Source organism: Streptomyces sp. NPDC031121, from assembly GCF_055570615.1.
The window spans coordinates 412,651-433,140 of record NZ_JBVIGV010000004.1 but is presented as its reverse complement, the minus strand read 5'-3'; the positions used below and the strand labels follow the sequence as shown (position 1 = coordinate 433,140).

Genomic DNA, 20,490 nt, shown 5'->3' with positions numbered 1-20,490 from the left:
CCGCGGCTCCCGGAAGCGGCCCCGACCGCCCACCGCGGCCGGGCACCCGCCGAGGCGGGCCCCTTCCGACACCGCCACACACCGACGTAAGGATCCAATGACCTCCTCTTCTTCCGCTTCCCAGGACGCGCGGGCCGCACAGGACGACGTGCGCGAACCGCAGAGCTTCACCGAGAGCCTCCGGGCCGACGCCCTGATGGAAGAGGACGTCGCCTGGAGCCACGAGATCGACGGAGAGCGGGACGGCGACCAGTTCGACCGCTCCGAGCGCGCCGCGCTCCGGCGCGTCGCCGGCCTCTCCACCGAGCTCGAAGACGTCACCGAGGTCGAGTACCGGCAGCTCCGCCTGGAGCGCGTCGTCCTCGTCGGCGTGTGGACGTCCGGCACCGTGCAGGACGCCGAGAACTCCCTCGCGGAACTCGCCGCCCTCGCCGAGACGGCCGGCGCCCTCGTCCTCGACGGCGTGATCCAGCGCCGCGACAAGCCCGACCCGGCCACCTTCATCGGCTCCGGCAAGGCGCGCGAGCTGCGCGACATCGTGCTGGAGAGCGGCGCCGACACCGTCGTCTGCGACGGCGAGCTCAGCCCCGGCCAGCTCATCGCCCTCGAAGACGTCGTCAAGGTCAAGGTGGTCGACCGGACCGCCCTCATCCTCGACATCTTCGCCCAGCACGCCAAGTCCCGAGAGGGCAAGGCGCAGGTCGCCCTCGCGCAGATGCAGTACATGCTTCCGCGCCTGCGCGGCTGGGGCCAGTCGCTGTCCCGGCAGATGGGCGGCGGCGGAGGCGGCGGCATGGCCACCCGAGGCCCCGGTGAGACCAAGATCGAGACGGACCGGCGACGGATCCGCGAGAAGATGGCGAAGATGCGCCGGGAGATCGCGGAGATGAAGACCGGCCGCGACATCAAGCGCCAGGAGCGCCGCCGCAACAAGGTGCCCTCCGTCGCCATCGCCGGATACACCAACGCCGGCAAGTCCTCCCTGCTCAACCGCCTCACCGGCGCGGGCGTCCTCGTCGAGAACGCCCTGTTCGCCACCCTCGACCCGACCGTGCGCCGGGCCGAGACGCCCAGCGGCCGGGTCTACACCCTGGCCGACACCGTCGGCTTCGTCCGGCACCTGCCCCACCACCTGGTCGAGGCGTTCCGCTCCACGATGGAGGAGGTCGGAGACGCCGACCTCATCCTGCACATCGTGGACGGCTCGCACCCCGCCCCGGAGGAGCAGCTCGCCGCCGTCCGCGAGGTCATCCGGGAGGTCGGCGCCGTCGACGTGCCCGAGATCGTCGTGGTCAACAAGGCGGACGCCGCGGACCCGCTGGTCCTCCAGCGGCTGCTGCGCATCGAGCGCCACTCGATCGCCGTCTCCGCGCGCACCGGGCGGGGCATCGAGGAGCTCCTGCGGCTCATCGACGCCGAACTGCCCCGGCCGTCCGTCGAGACGGAGGCCCTCGTCCCGTACACCCACGGCTCGCTGGTCGCCCGGGCACACGCCGAGGGCGAGGTGGTCTCCGAGGAGCACACCCCGGAGGGCACCCTGCTCAAGGCGCTCGTCCACCCGGAACTGGCCGCCGAACTGGCGCCGTTCGTTCCGGCCAGGCAGTAGCCGCGCCGCCCGCACCGCCGGGCGCGCGAAAGCCGAGGGCCCCCTGCACGCGCAGGGGGCCCTCGGCCCTGTCCGGCTGCCGGACTACTTGAACTTCCTGCTCACCGCGTCGAAGATCCCCTTGGCCTCCGGGCCCAGCCGCGGACCCGCCAGCCAGCCCGCCTTCGCCGGGCCGATCGACGTGTTCGACACCAGCGCCGGCTTGCCGTCACTGCCCGCGGCGATCCAGCCGCCGCCCGACGAACCGCCCGTCATCGTGCAGCCGATGCGGTACATCACCGGATCGTTCGCCTTCAGCGTCAGCCGCCCCGGCTTGTCCGTGCACTGGTACGCCTTCTGCCCGTCGAACGGCGCCGACGCCGGGTAGCCCGTCGCCGTCACCCCGGACACCTTCGGCACCGCAGGCGCGTTGAACTCCACCGGGAGCGCCGCACCGACCGTCTCCTCCAGCGACTTGCCGGTGCTCTTCTCCGGCACCACGTGCAGCACCGCGAAGTCGTACGGGGCACCCGCACCGCCCGTCGGGCCGCCCGTGGCGATCCACTGGTCGGAGGTCTGCGCCCAGTCGCTCCACCACACGCCGTACGGGGCCACCTCCTGCCGGGGCGCGCCCTTGAGCTGCGCCGCCGACTTCCCCGCGTTGTTGTACGACGGGACGAAGGCGATGTTCCGGTACCAGCCGCCGGCCTTGCCGGCGTGCACGCAGTGCCCGGCCGTCCAGACCAGGTTCGACTTGCCCGGGTGCGCCGGGTCCTTCACCACGGTCGCCGAGCACACCATGGAGCCCTCGGGCCCGTCGAAGAACACCTTGCCCGAGGCGGGGACCGCCGAGTGGTACGGCGTGGCCGCCGGCTTCGCCGGCACCGCCGCCGGAGCCGGGTCGGTGACGCCCTGGTCCTTGCCCGCATCCGGGTCGACCGCCGGCGGCTGCGGCGTCCTCGCCGCCTCCCGCATCCGGTCGGGGTCCCACAGGCCCTCGATGACCGGGTTGATGTAGTCGCCCGCCTCGCGGAGCCAGTCCTCCTTGTTCCAGTTCTTCCACTCACCTCCCCGCCACTTCTCCAGGTCTATGCCGTGCTGCCTGAGCTTGTCCTTCAGCTGCTCCGGGATCTTGATCCCGTCGCCTCCGGACGGAAGGCTCGCCGCCACGGTGGGCTTGGCGTCGCCGCCGGCCTCCCCGTCGCCCGGGCCGCAGGCGGCGGTCATCGCGAGTGCCGCCGCGCACAGGATCGCGGTGACCGGTCGGTTCGGTCGCATGTCGTGAGTCCCCCTGGTGTTTCCGGGCGTGGGCTGCGGACGCCGTGAGGTGCGGCCGCGGATGCAGCACCCCACTATGCCGTCGGAGTCGGGGACGGCGAAGCCCGCCCCCGCGGTTCCCGTCCGGCCGCCCCGCCGCCCGGACTTCCCGCCGCGCCGCTCCAAGGTTTCCGACCCCGCCCCGTGATCCGGCGCCGCCGCCGTCGTTGGTACCTACGGGGAGCGGGGCGGGCGGGGAAGCGGCGTCCGGGTCAGAAACGATCCGGCAGGGCGATTTCAGTGCGGGAGGTCCGACACTCGTGGCAGCGACGGAGCAGGACACGGCCCCGGCCCAGGTACCGCCCCAGGGGAGCCGGGCGCCCGCCGCGGCCGGACCGGCCGCGGCGGAGGGGATCCTGCGGCGGCAGGCGATGCGGGAGTCCGCGGCGCGCACGTACGCCCGCTCCCTGCCGATCGTCCCCGTGCGGGCCCGCGGCCTCACCATCGAGGGCGCGGACGGCCGCCGCTACCTCGACTGCCTGTCCGGCGCGGGCACTCTCGCGCTGGGGCACAACCACCCCGTGGTGCTGGAGGCCGTCCGCGGAGTCCTCGACTCCGGGGCGCCGCTGCACGTCCTCGACCTCGCGACACCGGTCAAGGACGCCTTCACCACCGAGCTGTTCGCCACTCTTCCCGGCGAACTCGCGGCCGACGCCCGGATCCAGTTCTGCGGGCCTGCCGGCACCGACGCGGTCGAAGCCGCGCTCACCCTGGTCCGCACCGCGACCGGGCGCTCCGGGCTCCTCGCCTTCACCGGCGCCTACCACGGCATGACCGCCGGATCCCTCGGCGCGTCGGGCGGGGCCCCCGACGTGCGGGTGACACGGCTCCCGTACCCGCAGGACCACCGCTGCCCGTTCGGCGTGGGCGGCGCGGAAGGCGCGCGGCTCGGCGCACGCTGGACGGAGAGCCTGCTCGACGACCCCAAGGGCGGGGTGCCGACGCCCGCCGGGATGCTCGTCGAGCCCGTGCAGGGCGAAGGCGGGGTACTGCCCGCTCCCGACGCCTGGCTGCGCGACATGCGCGAGATCACCGCGGCCCGGGACATCCCGCTCATCGCGGACGAGGTGCAGACGGGCGTCGGACGGACCGGCGCCTTCTGGGGCGTCGACCACGCCGGGGTCGTCCCCGACGTGATGGTCATGTCGAAGGCCATCGGCGGCAGCCTGCCGCTGGCGGTGATCGTGTACCGGTCCGGGCTGGACGTGTGGGCGCCCGGCGCCCACGCCGGCACGTTCCGCGGCAACCAGCTCGCCATGGCGGCCGGCGCCGCGACCCTCGCCTACGTGCGGGAGAACCGCCTCGCCGAACGCGCCGCCGAACTCGGCACGCGCATGCTCACCGCCCTGCGCGCGGTGGCCGCGCAGCAGCCGTGCGTCGCGGACGTACGGGGCCGCGGCCTGATGATCGGCGTCGAACTCGCCGACCCGGAGACCGGCGCCGCCGCGAGCGACCTCGCCGCCGCCGTCCGCCGGGAGTGCCTGCGCCGCGGCCTGATCGTCGAACTCGGCGGCCGACACTCCAGCGTCGTACGCCTCCTGCCGCCGCTCACCATCACCGACGAACAGGCCGCGGCGGTCCTGGACCGCCTGGCGGAATCCGTCACCGCCGCCGCCGCACTCCGCCGCCCGAACTAGTGCTGCGGCCGGGAAGGGCGGCCGCCCCGCGGAGAGCCGCCGCCCCCGGGAACGCCCCGCCAGGGAGGGGGCGGGGCCTCACCCGGGGCCGGTGCCCGACGCCCCACCACCCCGATCGCCGCCGAGGGGGCCGCCCCGGAGCCACCTCCCGACGCCCCCGCCACCCCCAACAGAACGGAGACACCTCGGCGATGAGCGCGCCCCGCCTCTCCCAGGCCCACGGGCACCCCGCCCCCCTGGCCGCCGCCCCGGCCCCACACGGGCCGGACTCAGGAAGCCCGCACGCCGAGGCCGCCCTGCCCCCGCAGCCGGGTACGGCCGACGGCAAGCAGACCCCCGGGGCCGGCGGGCCCCCCGTACCGACGGCCGACGGCATCCCCTCCGTCCCGCCGACCGCGCCCGCGCCGATGCGCCGGCCTGCCTCGGCGGCCCCCCAGGGTCCGCCGGCCCCGTCGGCGGAATCAGGGCTGTTGCGGGGAGGGAGGTCCGGGCCGACCGGATCGGCGCAGGCCGGGCTCCGCGACGAGCCCGCCGCGGCCACGCTGGACGGGCCGCAGAAGCCGGCCGGTCCGGCGCAGGCCGGGCTGTCGGCTCAGCCGGCCGCGTCCGCGCCGGTGCAGCCCCCTGCCCCGGAGGCCCCCCAGGGCACGCCGGCCCCGTCGGCGGGAGCCGAGCCGGTGTCGGGCAGGGGGTCCGAGGCGGCCGGAGCGGGGCGGGACGAGGCGCCGGGCCGGCCTGCCGTGGCCGGGGGCGGCTTCGACGGCGCCGGGGGGTGTGGTCGTGAGGTGGGGGCAGAGGGCGTTCCGCCCGGTGGCGGAGGTGTGGCGCAGGGCGGGCGGACCGGTGCTGCCGGACCGGCGCAGGGCGCGCTGTCGATCAGGCCGGAGCCGGCGCCCGCCCCGGCCGGGATGTTCTTCGGTGCGGCGGCTGGGGTGCAGGGCGAGGAGGCGGGGAGGCGGGTGCCGCGGCAGGACCACGGTGTGGGGCGGGGCCGCGGTGAGGCTCTGGTGGCGGCCGAGGTGCTCGACCATCCCGACGCGGCCGTCGCGGCCGAAGCCGCCGCGGTGGAGAACCTGCTGCGGTGCTGGGTCCGGGAGCGCGGTGTCGGGTGCCCCGGCGAGACCGGAGGGACCCCGCTGCGCATCCCTCTTCCCGCATCCGGTACCGCGCTGATCGTCGGCGTGCGCCACTGGTCTCCGGTCGGCTGGCACCGCTTCGGCTCCGCCCGGATTCAAGGCGCCCCCGCCGACGCCCCCGCCCTGGACGCGGTGACCCTTGCCTCGCTGCTCGCCCGCGAGGCCGGGGACGGCGGGCCCCGGGCCACGGACCTCGTCGCCCGGGTCGCGGACTCGGTCCGCCGCACCGCCGCGTTCATCGCCGACCGGCGCGTACGTCCCCGGCCGCCCGCGCCCGTCGACGGCGACCTCTTCCTGACCTCCGAGCAGTCCCTGCTCCTCGGCCACCCCCTCCAGCCCGACCCCAAGAGCCGCGAGGGGCTCTCCGACGCCGAAGCCCGCCGCTACTCACCCGAACTCCACGGCTCCTTCCCCTTGCACTGGTTCGCCGTCGCCCCCGGGGCCCTCGCCACGGACTCCGCCTGGACCGAACGCGGCCGCCCCCTGTCCGCCGCCCGGCTCCTGACCCGCCTCGCCCCCGGCCTCCCGGCACCCGAAGGCACCACCCCCCTTCCCCTGCACCCCTGGCAGGCCCGCGAAATGCTCCACCGCCCCGCCGTCGCGGCCCTCCTCGACGACGGGCTCCTGCACGACCTCGGCCCGCACGGCGAGCCCTGGCACCCCACCTCCTCCGTCCGCACCGTGGCCCGCCCCGGCACCCCCGTGATGCTCAAGCTCTCCCTCGGCCTGCGCATCACCAACTCCCGCCGGGAGAACCTCCGCAAGGAACTCCACCGCGGCGTCGAGGTGCACCGGCTGCTCCGGACCGGCCTCGCGGAGCAGTGGCAGGCCGCACACCCCCACTTCGACATCGTCCGGGACCCGGCCTGGGTCGCCGTCGACGCCCCGGACGGCAGCGCCGTCCCCGGACTCGACGCCGTCCTCCGCCACAACCCCTTCCGCTCCCACGACGATGCCCTGTGCATCGCCGCCCTCACCTCGCCCCGCCCCCTGCCGGGCCGGCCCGGCATGCGGTCCCGGCTCGCCGACACCGTCCACCGGCTGGCCGCCACCACCGGGCGCCCCCTGTCCGCCGTGTCCGCCGAGTGGTTCCTGCGCTACCTCGACCACGTCATCCGGCCCGTCCTCGCCTTCGACGCGCTCGCGGGCATCGCCCTCGAAGCCCACCAGCAGAACACCCTCGTCGTCCTCGACCCCGACGGCTGGCCCGCCGGCGGCCGCTACCGCGACAACCAGGGCTACTACTTCCGCGCCTCCCGGCGCGCCGAGCTGGAGCGCCGGATCCCCGGCATCGGCAGCGCCAGCGACACCTTCGTCTCCGACGCCGTCACCGACGAACGCTTCGCCTACTACCTCGGCATCAACAACGTGCTGGGCCTCATCGGAGCCTTCGGCTCCCAGCGCCTCGCCGACGAGCGCGTCCTCCTCGCCGCCTTCCGCCGCTTCCTCGGGCAGGCCGCCGGCCTCGGGCCGCTGCCCGCGCTGCTGCTCGACTCGCCCACCCTGCGCTGCAAGGCGAACCTGCTGACCCGCCTGGGCGGCCTCGACGAACTCGTCGGCCCCGTCGACGCGCAGTCCGTCTACATCACCCTCTCCAACCCCCTCCACGATTGAGCCACCGATGCCCTCCACCGACACCCCGGCCCCGCCGTCCGTCCCGGCCCCGCCGTCCGTCCCCGCCCCCGCACGCGCCGCCGGCCCCACCACCGCGCACCCGGCCGAGCTGCGCCTGCGGGCCGGGCTGCTGCCGCTGCTCGCCGAGGCCGACCTGCTCGACTCGCCCAGCGGATGGGGCACCACCCGCACCGCCGCCGGCGCCTTCCGCCTGGAACCCGTCCGCCTCGACCGCGACCTGGACCTGGTCACCCGCTGGATGAACGACCCCGAGGTGGCCGCCTACTGGGACCTCGCCGGCCCCCGGTCCCTCACGGCCTCCCACCTGCGGGCCCAGATCGACGGCGACGGCGGCAGCATCCCCTGCCTCGGCCTCCTCGACGGCACCCCCGTCAGCTACTGGGAGGTCTACCGGGCCGACCTCGACCCGCTCGCCCGCCACTACCCGGCGCGCCCCCACGACACCGGTATCCACCTGCTGATCGGGGACGGCAGGAACCGCGGCCGCGGTCTGGGGACCGCACTGCTGCGCGCGGTCGCCAACCTCGTGCTCGACAACCGCCCGCGCTGCACCCGGGTCATCGCCGAACCGGACATCCGCAACACCCCCTCCGTCTCCGCCTTCCTCGGCTCCGGCTTCCGCTGGACCGGGAACATCGACCTGCCCGGCAAGCGCGCCGCTCTGATGGTCCGCGAGCGTGCGCTCCGCAGCCTCACCTGAGCCGCACCCCCGCGGCGCATCCCCTCCCTGCCGGGCCGCCTGCCGTCCTTCCCTCCGAAAACGCCGGGCGCGCGCCGCGGAGTTCCCGCCTTCCCGTCGCCCTTTCCGGTGATGGGCCATCCCGGTGATGGCCGTCACCGTCGGTGGCGCCCCGTAGGCTGGGGGGTGCTATGACGAAGCCCTCCCTCCCCGACCTGCTGCACGCCGCCGTCTCCGCCGTCGGCGGCACGGAGCGGCCCGGCCAGGTCGCCATGGCCGAAGCCGTCGCCGAAGCGATCGACGACAGCACGCACCGGCTGATCCAGGCCGGCACCGGCACCGGCAAGTCCCTCGGCTACCTGGTCCCGGCCCTCGCCCACGGCGAGCGTGTCGTCGTGGCCACGGCGACGCTCGCCCTGCAGCGGCAGCTCGTCGAGCGCGACCTGCCCCGGACGGTCGAGGCACTGCACCCGCAGCTGCGCCGCCGGCCGCAGTTCGCCATGCTCAAGGGCCGGTCGAACTACCTGTGCCTGCACCGGCTGCACGAGGGCGCCCCGCAGGACGAGGAGGAGGGCCTCTTCGACCAGTTCGAGGCCGCCGCCCCCACCAGCAAGCTCGGGCAGGACCTGCTGCGGCTGCGCGACTGGGCCGACGAGACGGAGACCGGCGACCGGGACGACCTCACACCCGGCGTCTCCGACCGCGCCTGGAGCCAGGTGTCCGTCTCCTCCCGCGAATGCCTCGGCGCGACGAAGTGCCCGTACGGCGCCGAATGCTTCGCCGAGGCCGCCCGCGAGCGCGCCAAGCTGGCCGACGTGGTCGTCACCAACCACGCCCTGCTGGCCATCGACGCCATCGAGGGCGCGCCCGTCCTGCCGCAGCACGAGGTGCTGATCGTGGACGAGGCGCACGAGCTGGTGTCCCGGGTGACCGGCGCCGCCACCGGCGAACTCACCCCCGGCCAGGTCAACCGGGCGGTGAAGCGGGCCGCGAAGCTGGTCGACGAGAAGACGGCCGACTCCCTCCAGACCGCCTCCGAGTCCTTCGAGCGCGTGATGGAGCTGGCGCTCCCCGGCCGGCTGGAGGAAATCCCGGAGGACCTCGGGTACGCGCTGGCGGCGCTCCGCGACGCCGCGCGCGACGTGATCTCCGCGATGGCGTCCACCAGGGACAAGTCCGTCGCCGACGAGGACGCCGTCCGCAAGCAGGCCCTCGCCTCCGTGGAGAACGTGCACGCGGTGGCCGAGCGGATCATCGCCCGCTCCGAGTACGACGTCGTCTGGTACGAGCGCCACGACCGGTTCGGGGCGACGCTGCGGGTCGCCCCGCTGTCGGTGTCGGGGCTGCTGCGGGAGAAGCTGTTCGAGGACCGCTCGGTGGTCCTCACCTCGGCGACGCTCAAGCTGGGCGGGGACTTCAACGGGGTCGCGGCGTCGCTCGGCCTGTCCCCGGAGGGCGTCGAGGCGGACGACGCGCCGGTCTGGCGGGGCCTCGACGTCGGCTCCCCGTTCGACTACCCGAAGCAGGGCATCCTCTATGTCGCCAAGCATCTGGCGACGCCCGGCCGCGAGGGGACCCGCGGCGACATGATGGACGAGCTCGCCGAGCTGATCGAGGCGGCCGGCGGCCGCACCCTCGGCCTGTTCTCCTCCATGCGCGGCGCCAAGGCGGCCGCGGAGGAGCTGCGCGGCCGGCTCGACCACCCGATCCTCCTCCAGGGGGAGGAGACCCTCGGCGAGCTGATCAAGACATTCGCCGCGGACCCGCGGACCTGCCTGTTCGGGACGCTGTCCCTGTGGCAGGGCGTGGACGTCCCCGGTCCCAGCTGCCAGCTCGTGGTCATGGACCGCATCCCCTTCCCCCGGCCCGACGACCCGCTGATGAGCGCCCGCCAGAAGTCGGTGGAGGAGCACGGAGGCAACGGCTTCATGGCGGTCGCCGCGACCCATGCGGCGCTGCTGATGGCCCAGGGTGCGGGCCGGCTCGTCCGGGCCGCGGGAGACCGGGGCGTCGTCGCCGTCCTGGACCCGCGGCTCGCGACGGCCCGGTACGGCAGCTTCCTGAAGGCGACGCTTCCCGACTTCTGGTACACCACGGACCGCAACCAGGTCCGCCGCTCCCTGTCCGCGATCGACACGGCGGCCAAGGCCGACGGCAGATAGCCCGAGGGCCCGGGTCCGGGCATGGAACAGCTCCGGGACCGGCGCAGTGGGTCCCGGAGCTGGATGGTGGGGCCGGGCTCAGACCCGGCGCAGTACGGCGACGACCTTGCCGAGGATGGTGGCCTCGTCACCGGGGATCGGCTGGTACGCCGCGTTGTGGGGGAGCAGCCAGACGTGGCCGTCCTCGCGCTTGAAGCGCTTGACGGTGGCCTCGCCGTCGAGCATGGCGGCAACGATGTCGCCGTTCTCGGCGACGGGCTGGCGGCGGACCGTGACCCAGTCGCCGTCGCAGATCGCGGCCTCGATCATGGAGTCGCCGACGACCTTGAGGACGAAGAGCTCACCGTCGCCGACGAGCTGCCGGGGGAGCGGGAAGACGTCCTCCACGGACTCCTCGGCGAGGATCGGGCCGCCGGCCGCGATCCGGCCGACCAGGGGGACGTACGAGGCGGCGGGCTTGCCGGTGGTGTCCGTGGGCTGCGAGCTGGGCTGGTCCGAGCCGCGCACCTCGTACGCCCGGGGCCGGTGCGGGTCGCGGCGGAGGAAGCCCTTGCGCTCCAGGGCCATGAGCTGGTGGGCCACGGACGAGGTGCTGGACAGGCCGACCGCCTGGCCGATCTCCCGCATGGACGGCGGGTACCCCCGGCGCTGCACGGAGTCGCGGATGACCTCGATGACCCGGCGCTGCCGGTCGGTGAGACCGGAGCTGTCGGCGCGGATGCCTGGGGGGCGTCCTGGAAGGGAGCGAGCGGGGCGGATGGCGTCCGCCTCCGGGGTCAGGCCTGCGCTTGCGTCGTTCATGGAATGCACCGGCTCGAGTCGGCTTTGGGAGCGGTTCTGGGCAGTGATGGCGGCACTGTCTGCGGTGGTGGTCACGTCGGCGGCCCCTCTCGAAATGTTCTCCCTAGCTGGACAACGGTAGTTGCTTTCGAAAGGTTGCGCCAAACACACGTTCGAGTGAAAAATCGCAGATCGCCCTGCGTGATCACAATGGCGGGTGTATTGGGTTTTGTATTTCCGAACGGAGGTTCGGACGGGCTTTCGCTGCCTACGGTACCCTTCCCGGTCGAGTCGCGGCCCTACGGCCCGGGCCCAGTGTGGCACCGCGAGCGGCCCCGCCCTGGCACTCCGCTCCGCGACACGCGGTAGTGGACCAAATCCGCGGCGCCACAAGATCTAGTGGTTGTATGGGCGGCGCAACCCATACCTAGTGGTACGAGGGAGCGCAGGGGTCTCACAGGCCCCATGGATCGCATATGCTTGGGCCTGCTCCACGAGCCCCGGCAGAGTGAATCCGCCGCACAGGGCCGGAGGGGTGATTCAGTCGTGCCTAGAGGAGGGTGAAGGACCATGCACTGCCCCTTCTGCAGGCACCCCGACAGCCGCGTCGTCGACAGCCGCACCACGGACGACGGCACGTCGATCCGCAGACGCCGCCAGTGCCCGGACTGCTCCCGTCGCTTCACGACGGTCGAGACGGCCTCGCTCATGGTGATCAAGCGCAGCGGTGTCACCGAGCCCTTCAGCCGCACCAAGGTCATCTCCGGCGTGCGCAAGGCGTGCCAGGGCCGGCCCGTCACCGAGGACGCCCTCGCCAAGCTCGGCCAGCGCGTCGAGGAGGCGGTGCGCGCCACCGGAAGCGCCGAGCTCACCACCCATGACGTCGGTCTGGCCATACTCGGCCCGCTCCAGGAACTCGACCTCGTCGCGTACCTGCGCTTCGCGTCCGTGTACAAGGCGTTCGACACCCTTGAAGACTTCGAGGCCGCCATCGCGGAACTGCGCGAGCGGCGGCCCCGCCCCGAGGAGTGCGGGCCCGCCGGGACCCCCCAGGTCCCCGTGCCCGCCTCCGCCTCCGACTGACCGGGCCGCCGCGCGCTCCGGCGCGGCACGCCCGCTCGGCCCGGAGGCCGCCCGGCGCAGCCGGGAGAAGGAACGTAACAAGACACAGCACTGTGCCTCGGAATAGCGCTGGCACTTTAGGGCGTTTTTGCCCGTATATGGGAGGCAGGCGGCATGACAGAGACGGCGAGCAGCTCGGCACGCGGTTCCCGCGCCAAGGGGACCAAGGGCGCCAAGGGCGGCCTGCGGATCGAGCGCATCCACACCACCCCGGGCGTGCACCCGTACGACGAGGTGAACTGGGAGCTCCGTGACGTCGTCATGACGAACTGGCGCGACGGCTCGGTCAACTTCGAGCAGCGCGGCGTCGAGTTCCCCGACTTCTGGTCGGTCAACGCGGTCAACATCGTCACCAGCAAGTACTTCCGCGGCGCCGTCGGCACGCCGCAGCGCGAGACCGGTCTGAAGCAGCTCATCGACCGCATCGTGAAGACGTACACGAAGGCCGGCGAGGACTACGGCTACTTCGCGTCCCCCGCCGACGCGGAGATCTTCGAGCACGAGCTGACCTACGCCCTCCTGCACCAGATCTTCAGCTTCAACTCCCCGGTGTGGTTCAACGTCGGCACGCCCCAGCCGCAGCAGGTGTCCGCCTGCTTCATCCTGTCCGTCGACGACTCCATGGAGTCGATCCTCGACTGGTACAAGGAAGAGGGCATGATCTTCAAGGGCGGCTCCGGCGCCGGCCTGAACCTCTCCCGCATCCGCTCCTCCAAGGAGCTCCTCTCCTCCGGCGGCAACGCCTCCGGCCCCGTCTCCTTCATGCGCGGCGCCGACGCCTCCGCCGGAACCATCAAGTCGGGCGGCGCCACCCGCCGCGCCGCCAAGATGGTCGTCCTCGACGTGGACCACCCGGACGTCGAGGACTTCATCGAGACCAAGGTGAAGGAAGAGGAGAAGATCCGCGCCCTGCGCGACGCGGGCTTCGACATGGACCTGGGCGGCGACGACATCACGTCCGTCCAGTACCAGAACGCCAACAACTCCGTCCGCGTGAACGACGAGTTCATGACGGCCGTCGAGAACGGCACCTCCTTCGGCCTGCGCGCCCGCATGACCGGCGAGGTCATCGAGCAGGTCGACGCCAAGGCGCTCTTCCGCAAGATGGCCGAGGCCGCCTGGGCGTGCGCCGACCCGGGCATCCAGTACGACGGCGTCATCAACCACTGGCACACCTGCCCCGAGTCCGGCCGCATCACCGCGTCGAACCCGTGCAGCGAGTACATGCACCTGGACAACACGTCCTGCAACCTCGCCTCCCTGAACCTGATGAAGTTCCTCGACGACGACGGCAAGGGCGACCAGTCCTTCGACGCCGAGCGCTTCGCCAAGGTCGTCGAGCTCGTCATCACGGCCATGGACATCTCCATCTGCTTCGCGGACTTCCCCACGCAGAAGATCGGCGAGAACACCCGCGCCTACCGCCAGCTCGGCATCGGCTACGCCAACCTCGGCGCGCTGCTGATGGCGACCGGCCACGCCTACGACTCCGACGGCGGGCGCACCCTCGCCGCGTCCATCACCTCGCTGATGACCGGCACCGCCTACCGGCGCTCCGCCGAGCTCGCCGCCATCGTCGGCCCGTACGACGGCTACGCCCGCAACGCCACGGCCCACAAGCGCGTCATGAAGCAGCACGCCGACGCCAACGCCGCCGCGCCGCGCACCGACGACCTCGACAACGCGATCTGGGCCGCGGCCACCGAGGCCTGGCAGGACGTCCTGCGCCTCGGCGAGAAGAACGGCTTCCGCAACTCCCAGGCCTCCGTCCTGGCCCCCACCGGCACCATCGGCCTCGCCATGTCCTGCGACACCACCGGTGTCGAGCCGGACCTGGCGCTGGTGAAGTTCAAGAAGCTCGTCGGCGGCGGCTCCATGCAGATCGTCAACGGCACCGTCCCGCAGGCCCTGCGCCGCCTGGGCTACCAGGAGGAGCAGATCGAGGCGATCGTCGCCCACATCGCCGAGCACGGCAACGTGATCGACGCGCCCGGCCTGAAGACCGAGCACTACGAGGTCTTCGACTGCGCCATGGGCGAGCGCTCCATCTCCCCGATGGGCCACGTCCGCATGATGGCCGCGATCCAGCCCTGGATCTCCGGCGCGATCTCCAAGACGGTCAACATGCCGGAGTCGGCCACCGTCGAGGAGATCGAGGAGATCTACTTCGAGGCGTGGAAGATGGGCGTCAAGGCGCTCGCGATCTACCGCGACAACTGCAAGGTCGGCCAGCCGCTCTCCGCCAAGAAGAAGGAGGAGGAGAAGGCCGAGGTCACCGAGAAGACCGAGGACACGATCCGCGCGGCGGTCGAGAAGGTCATCGAGTACCGCCCCGTCCGCAAGCGCCTCCCCAAGGGCCGCCCGGGGATCACCACCTCCTTCACCGTCGGCGGTGCCGAGGGCTACATGACGGCCAACTCCTACCCGGACGACGGCCTCGGCGAGGTCTTCCTGAAGATGTCGAAGCAGGGCTCGACCCTCGCCGGCATGATGGACGCCTTCTCGATCGCCGTGTCGGTCGGCCTCCAGTACGGCGTGCCGCTGGAGACCTACGTCTCCAAGTTCACGAACATGCGCTTCGAGCCCGCCGGCATGACGGACGACGCGGACGTGCGGATGGCGCAGTCGATCGTCGACTACATCTTCCGCCGCCTGGCCCTGGACTTCCTGCCGTTCGAGACCCGCTCGGCGCTCGGCATCCACACCGCCGAGGAGCGCCAGCGCCACCTGGAGACCGGCTCCTACGAGCCGCTCGACGAGGAGATCGACACCGAGTCCCTGGCCCAGTCCGCCCCGCTCGCGGCGGTCACCGCGGCCCCGCAGGCCCAGCCCGCGCCCGTCCCTGCCCCGAAGACGGCGCACTCCAGCGCCGAACTCGTCGAGATGCAGCTCGGCGTCTCCGCCGACGCCCCGCTCTGCTTCTCCTGCGGGACGAAGATGCAGCGCGCCGGCTCCTGCTACATCTGCGAGGGCTGCGGCTCCACCAGCGGCTGCAGCTGACCCGGTGCGGGACCGCGTCGGATACGCGTCCGACGCGGGTGTCCCCGTAGCGCGGCCCGTGTGAGGGGAGGGCCGCCGGCTCAGGCCGGCGGCCCTCCCTTTTCCGTGCGCGCCGCGCGGCCGGGAGGCCGTGCGTTCGGGGTTCGGGCACCGGTGCGGTGCGGGCCGGAGCCGGTGCGGACCAACTTCGCCGGGGACTGACCGCGGAGCGCCCGGGCCCGTACGATGACGCCGTGCTGGTCAAGTGGATTCGCTGCACGGTGACGGACCGACGCGGGTTCGAGCGCGGGCAGCGCAAATGGGCGGGGCTGCCGGGGGAGCCGGGATTCCGGGGACAGGGCGGCGGGTGGAGCCGGGGGCGGCAGGGGGTCGCGCATGTCTTCGCGTTCTGGGAGAGCCGTTCCTTCTACGACTCCTTCATGGCCCGCTCGCACGACCGGCTGGCCGCCGCCCAGGCCGGGACGTACACCGACGCGCGGGTGAGCCTCTTCGACCACCGCTTCGACGTGAAGACCGGCTTCGAGCCCCGCTTCACCGACGCCGACGTCGTGCGTGTCGCCCACACCCGGGTGCGGGAGGGGCGCGTCGACCATTTCGCGCTGATGCAGGAGAAGGTGTGGAACCCCGCCATGGCCGGGTCCCCGGGGATGGTCCGCGGCCTCTTCGGCGAGGCCCCCGGCCGGGAGTTCCTCGTCCTGTCGATGTGGCACGCGGCCGCGGAGCACGGCAAGTACCGGCAGGAGCGGGTCGAGCGGCTCTCGCTGCGCGCCCAGACCGAGGCCGACGTCGAGGCCCTCACCGGCGACGTCGTGGACCTGGAGGCGTCCTGGACGGTGTGACCGTACGAAGACCGGAGGGTCGTACCGGCGTGCCCGGGTGCCGGGGGCGCCGTACGCCGCATAGGGTCGAGGGATGGCACGACCACGGCGCATCGTCCTCCTGCGGCACGGGGAGTCCGAGGGCAACGTCGACGACACCGTGTACGAGCGGGAGCCCGACCACGCCCTGCGGATGACCCCGCTCGGCCACCGGCAGGCCGCGGAGGCGGGCGTGCGACTGCGGGAGCTGTTCGGCGGCGAGAGGGTCAGTGCCTACGTCTCCCCCTACCGGCGGACCCTCCAGACCTTCCGCGACCTGGCGCTGGACCCGGCGCAGGTACGGGTCCGCGAGGAGCCGCGGCTGCGGGAGCAGGACTGGGGGAACTGGCAGGACCGGGAGGACGTCCGCCTGCAGAAGGCCTACCGGGACGCCTACGGGCACTTCTTCTACCGGTTCGCGCAAGGGGAGTCCGGCGCCGACGTCTACGACCGGGTCGGCTCCTTCCTGGAGAGCCTCTACCGCAGCTTCGAGGCCCCCGACCACCCGCCGAACGTCCTGCTCGTCACGCACGGGCTGACGATGCGGCTGTTCTGCATGCGCTGGTTCCACTGGTCGGTGGCCGAATTCGAATGCCTCTCCAACCCCGGGAACGGCGACCACCGGACCCTCCTGCTCAGCCAGGACGGCCGGTACCGACTGGACCGCCCGTTCGAGCGGTGGACCACACCCGAGCCCTACGACCTGGACGGCTAAAGTGACGCGCGATGACCGCTGACTCCTCTTCCGAAAGGCGCTACGCACGCGCCCTGGCCAGCCTCCGCGGGCTGGCCCTCGGGGACGCCCTGGGCTCCCAGTACTTCGTTCCCGCGAACTACGCCTTCCTCAAGCGCCGTGAACTGCCCGGCGGTACCGGCATCTGGCAGTGGACCGACGACACCGAGATGGCGTGCTCGGTCCTCGCGGTGCTGGCCGTCCACGGCCGCATCGACCAGGACGCCCTCGCCGAATCCTTCGCCCGCCACCACGACTTCGACCGCGGCTACGGGCCGGCCGTGAACCGGATGCTCCGCCTGGTCCGGGAGGGCGGGGACTGGCGGACCCTGGCCGCCGAGCTGTTCAACGGGCAGGGCTCCTGGGGCAACGGCGCGGCAATGCGGATCGCGCCGCTGGGCGCCTGGTACGCCGACGACCCGGAACAGGCCACGCACCAGGCGGAGATCTCCGCCTACACCACCCACCAGCACCGCGAGGCCGTCTGCGGCGCGATGGCGGTCGCCGCGGCGGCGGCACTGGCCGCGGACCCGGCCGGCCCGCCGAAGGCCGAGGACCTGCTGGACGGCGTGATCGCCCTCGTGCCGCGCAGTGCGGTCGGGGCGGGGCTGCGGCGGGCGCGGGACATGCTGGACTACGGGGACGCGACCACGGTCGCCGCCGTGCTCGGCTGCGGACGGCGCACCACCGCGCACGACACGGTGCCGTTCGCGCTGTGGTCCGCGGCCCGCTCGCTCGGCGACTTCGAGCGGGCGTTCTGGACCACGGCGCAGGTCGGCGGAGACGTGGACACCACGTGTGCGATCGTCGGCGGCGTGCTGGGCGCGCGCGGCGAAGAGGCGCTGCCCGCCGCCTGGCTGGCTCGTACCGAAGCGCTGCCGGCGTGGCTGCCGGAGGCGCCGGCGTACTGAGCCGGCGGGCCCCGGCTGCACCGGGGCCGCTGTCCGCGGGTTTGTCACGGTCCTGACACAGGGCCGCCTGGCCCGGGGAAACCCCCACGTCACGGCCCTACCCTTGGCCGCCTGCCCACGGCAGGCGGGCCGGGGCGGCCGACAGGGAGGGGAACCCGATGGCCACCACAGCAGACGGACCGACGGACGGCGCGGCCGAAGTCCCGGGCGACGGGGGCGGGATGACGGGCGCGCCGGGTGCGGCGGGCGTGGGGGACGGTACGCGTGAGCCGGGCGCGGCAGATGTCCCGGGTGCGGCGGACGATGCGGCTCCGGAGCCCGGCGCGGCGGGCACGCCGCAGGCTGCGGACAGGCCGGACGATGTGCCTCCGGACTCCGGCGCGGCCGCGGAGCCGGCCCTGCCGCCGCTTGCGGCCTCGCCGCAGGGAGGCGATGCGGCAGCGCCGGCCGCTGCCGGGCCGCTGCCGACCCCGCACGAGCCCGAAGCCCCACCGGCCGCGCCTGCCGTACCGGCCGCGCCCGCCGCACCGGAGGCGCCTGCGGCGCCCGTTGCACCGGAGATGGCTTCCGCGCCGGGGGTGTCGGCGGCATCCTCCGGACCGGCCGTGCCTGCCGGACCGGCCGTGCCTGCCGGACCGGCCGTGCCTGCCGGACCGGAGGCGCCTGCGGCGACCGTTGCGCCGGAGATGGCTTCCGCGTCGGGGGTGTCGGCGGCATCCTCCGGACCGGCCGCGCCTGCCGCACCGGACGTGCCTGCCGCACCGAAGGCGCCTGCGGCGCCGGTTGCGCCGGAGATGGCTTCCGCGCCGGGGGTGCCGGCCGCGCCTGCCGTACCGGCGGTGCCTGCGGCACCGGGGGTGCCCTCCGCGCGGCAGGTGCCGGTCTCTCCTGTCCCGCCGGACGCGCCTGTCGCGCCTGTCCCGCCTGCCGCGCCGGACGTTTCTCCTGTGCCTGCATCATCTGGTGTGTCCGCGGCGTACGTTGCGGAGCAGCAGGCGCCTGCCGCGCATCCCGACGCGGTCGCCGTCCCTGCGGGCGGCAAGGCCGCGGGTGGTGGGGACCACGTGGGGCGGATGGGCGGCGGAGCGCCGCCGGGGTGGGATCCCACGGCCTGGCGGCGTTATCAGGTGCGCCGGGAGCGTGCCCGGTCAGGTCCCTGGTCGGTGGCGCCGCTCGACTGGTCGGAGGCCGCCCGGCCCGCCGCGCCCGCGCCCCCGTCCACCGCCGTCCTGGTCTGCGCCGGTGCCACCGGACTCGCCGCGGCCCTCTTCCTCGGCGACGGCATCGGCCCCGGCCTGCTGCTCGCCGCGCTTCCCGCCGTCGTCGCCGCGTACGCCGCCGCGCGCACGGCCGGGCGTACCGCCCGCCCGTGGTCCCTGTTCTGGGCGCTCGGCTGCACGGCCCTGCTCATCGTGCCCGTGCTGCGCGACGCCGCCTGGCCGACCACGGTCGCCCTCCTCGCCGCCGTCCTCGCCGGGGCGCTCGCCCTGCACGGCAGCCGCACCTGGCCCGGGGTGCTGCTCAGCCCCGTCGGCCTCACCGACGGCGCCGTCAACGGCGTCCGCTGGGCGTGGGCCGGCATCCGCTCCCGCAGCACCGGCGTCGACCGCGACCGCTGGCTGCCCGTCGTGAAGGCGACCGGCGTGGCCGCCGCGCTGCTCCTGCTCTTCGGCGCCCTGTTCGCCTCCGCCGACGCCGCTTTCGCGGACCTGCTCGGGGGCCTCGTCCCCGACGTCACCATCGGCGACGGCCCGCTGCGCCTGGTGCTGTTCCTCCTCGCCACCGTGCTCGCCCTGGCCGGGGCCCGGACCGCCGCCGCGCCGTTCCGCTGGGACCGCCTCCGCACCACCGCCGGCAAGCCGCGCTCCCGCGTCGAGTGGGCGCTGCCCCTCGTCGTCCTCGCCCTGCTCTTCGCCGGCTTCAACGCCGTCCAGCTGGCCGTGCTGTTCGGCGGCTACGACAAGGTGCTGGCCAGCACGGGACTGACGTACGCCGAGTACGCCCGCCAGGGCTTCTGGCAGCTGCTCTGGGCGACCCTGCTCACCCTCGCCGTGATCGCGCTCGCCCTGCGCTGGGCCCCGCGCGGCGGCCCCGCCGACCGGCGGCTCGTCCGCGCCGTCCTCGGCACGCTGTGCGCGCTGACCCTCGTCGTCGTCGCCTCGGCGCTCCGCCGCATGGACCTCTACGTGGACGCGTACGGGCTGACCCGGCTGCGGGTGTCGGTGGCCGCGATGGAGCTCTGGCTGGGCCTTGTCATCGTCCTGATCATGACGGCGGGGCTGTTCGGCGCCCGCCTGCTGCCGCGCGCGGTCGCGGGCAGCGCGGTGGCGGCCGCCCTCGCCTTCGGGCTGATGTCGCCGGACGCGATGGTGGCGGAGAAGAACGCGGACCGCTTCCTGGCGACCGGCAAGATCGACCTCGCGTACGTCCAGTCGCTGTCGGCGGACGCCGTGCCCGCGCTGGACCGGCTGCCCGAACCACACCGCTCCTGCGCCCTGCGCGGCATCGCCGACGAGTTGGCGGAGCAGGGCCGCGTCCCCTGGTACGGGATGAGCCTCGGCGTGTACAGGGCACGCCAGATCCTGGACGAGCGCCCCGCCACCGCCCCCGTCGCGGTCTGCTCGCGGCTCGGCGCCTTCTCCGGCCGCAGCGGCTGAACCCCGGCCCTCCGCACAAGCGACCGCCGGCGAACCCGAACGGGCGATTCCGGGAACGGGATTGGCGGCGCCCGGCCCGGGCCCGCACCCCGGCGGGGCCCCCGGCCCGCGGGGGCGCCGCCGGGCCGCGAGTCGGCAGAGCGGTGCGGATGCCGGCGTTCGCGGGGACGGCGTCCGGCCCGCCCGCGGGATTCGCCCCCGCGAAGCGGCGGACGCCGCTCCGCGGCCCGGGCCTCGTTGCCGGGCGGTGCCCCGCCTGCGCCGGACGCCCGTGCGGCA

13 protein-coding genes are annotated in these 20,490 nt (G+C 73.9%); 11 read left to right on the top strand and 2 right to left on the bottom strand.

Annotated elements, in window-relative coordinates:
* Positions 1–97 precede the first annotated feature (97 nt).
* Positions 98–1,606: a GTPase HflX gene (gene hflX / locus ACZ462_RS09900; RefSeq protein ID WP_467808229.1), complete on the top strand. Its 1,509-nt coding sequence runs from the start codon at positions 98–100 to the stop codon at positions 1,604–1,606.
* Positions 1,607–1,690: 84 nt separating this feature from the next.
* On the opposite strand, the gene ACZ462_RS09895 is transcribed toward hflX, so the two are convergent.
* Positions 1,691–2,863, bottom strand: a complete 1,173-nt coding sequence (locus tag ACZ462_RS09895; protein ID WP_467808228.1) for a trypsin-like serine peptidase — start codon at positions 2,861–2,863, stop codon at positions 1,691–1,693.
* Positions 2,864–3,162: 299 nt separating this feature from the next.
* Here ACZ462_RS09895 and ACZ462_RS09890 point away from each other — a divergent pair, with 299 nt between their 5' ends.
* The 4 genes from ACZ462_RS09890 to ACZ462_RS09875 all read left to right on the top strand — a co-directional run bounded on the left by ACZ462_RS09890 (position 3,163) and on the right by ACZ462_RS09875 (position 10,151).
* Positions 3,163–4,539: a diaminobutyrate--2-oxoglutarate transaminase family protein gene (locus tag ACZ462_RS09890; RefSeq protein ID WP_467808227.1), complete on the top strand. Its 1,377-nt coding sequence runs from the start codon at positions 3,163–3,165 to the stop codon at positions 4,537–4,539.
* Between the two features lie 908 nt (positions 4,540–5,447).
* Positions 5,448–7,289: an IucA/IucC family protein gene (locus tag ACZ462_RS09885; protein WP_467808267.1), complete on the top strand. Its 1,842-nt coding sequence runs from the start codon at positions 5,448–5,450 to the stop codon at positions 7,287–7,289.
* Between the two features lie 7 nt (positions 7,290–7,296).
* On the top strand, positions 7,297–8,010 hold the full coding sequence (locus ACZ462_RS09880; RefSeq protein ID WP_467808226.1) for a GNAT family N-acetyltransferase: 714 nt from the start codon (positions 7,297–7,299) through the stop codon (positions 8,008–8,010).
* A 170-nt stretch (positions 8,011–8,180) separates the two neighbouring features.
* Entirely contained in the window at positions 8,181–10,151 is a 1,971-nt protein-coding gene (locus tag ACZ462_RS09875; RefSeq protein ID WP_467808225.1) for an ATP-dependent DNA helicase, read from the top strand.
* Between the two features lie 78 nt (positions 10,152–10,229).
* On the opposite strand, the gene lexA is transcribed toward ACZ462_RS09875, so the two are convergent.
* A complete protein-coding gene (gene lexA / locus ACZ462_RS09870) occupies positions 10,230–11,027 on the bottom strand; it encodes a transcriptional repressor LexA (protein WP_467808223.1) in 798 nt (265 codons plus the stop codon).
* Positions 11,028–11,501: 474 nt separating this feature from the next.
* On the opposite strand from lexA, the gene nrdR reads away from it, so the two are divergent.
* From nrdR to ACZ462_RS09840, 6 genes are all read left to right on the top strand, one after another.
* Entirely contained in the window at positions 11,502–12,014 is a 513-nt protein-coding gene (gene nrdR / locus ACZ462_RS09865; protein WP_114054505.1) for a transcriptional regulator NrdR, read from the top strand.
* A gap of 153 nt (positions 12,015–12,167) precedes the next feature.
* On the top strand, positions 12,168–15,053 hold the full coding sequence (locus tag ACZ462_RS09860) for a vitamin B12-dependent ribonucleotide reductase (RefSeq protein ID WP_467808221.1): 2,886 nt from the start codon (positions 12,168–12,170) through the stop codon (positions 15,051–15,053).
* Positions 15,054–15,286: 233 nt separating this feature from the next.
* On the top strand, positions 15,287–15,892 hold the full coding sequence (locus ACZ462_RS09855) for a YdbC family protein (RefSeq protein WP_189811102.1): 606 nt from the start codon (positions 15,287–15,289) through the stop codon (positions 15,890–15,892).
* Positions 15,893–15,965: 73 nt separating this feature from the next.
* Positions 15,966–16,625, top strand: coding sequence for a histidine phosphatase family protein (locus ACZ462_RS09850; protein WP_467808220.1), 660 nt, complete (start codon positions 15,966–15,968; stop codon positions 16,623–16,625).
* Between the two features lie 11 nt (positions 16,626–16,636).
* Complete coding sequence (locus ACZ462_RS09845) at positions 16,637–17,554, top strand: ADP-ribosylglycohydrolase family protein (protein WP_467808218.1); 918 nt, start codon at positions 16,637–16,639, stop codon at positions 17,552–17,554.
* Positions 17,555–18,717: 1,163 nt separating this feature from the next.
* Positions 18,718–20,211 carry a DUF4153 domain-containing protein gene (locus ACZ462_RS09840; protein ID WP_467808216.1) on the top strand — a complete coding sequence of 498 codons (1,494 nt, stop codon included), beginning with the start codon at positions 18,718–18,720 and terminating at the stop codon, positions 20,209–20,211.
* The last annotated feature ends 279 nt before the right edge of the window (positions 20,212–20,490 follow it).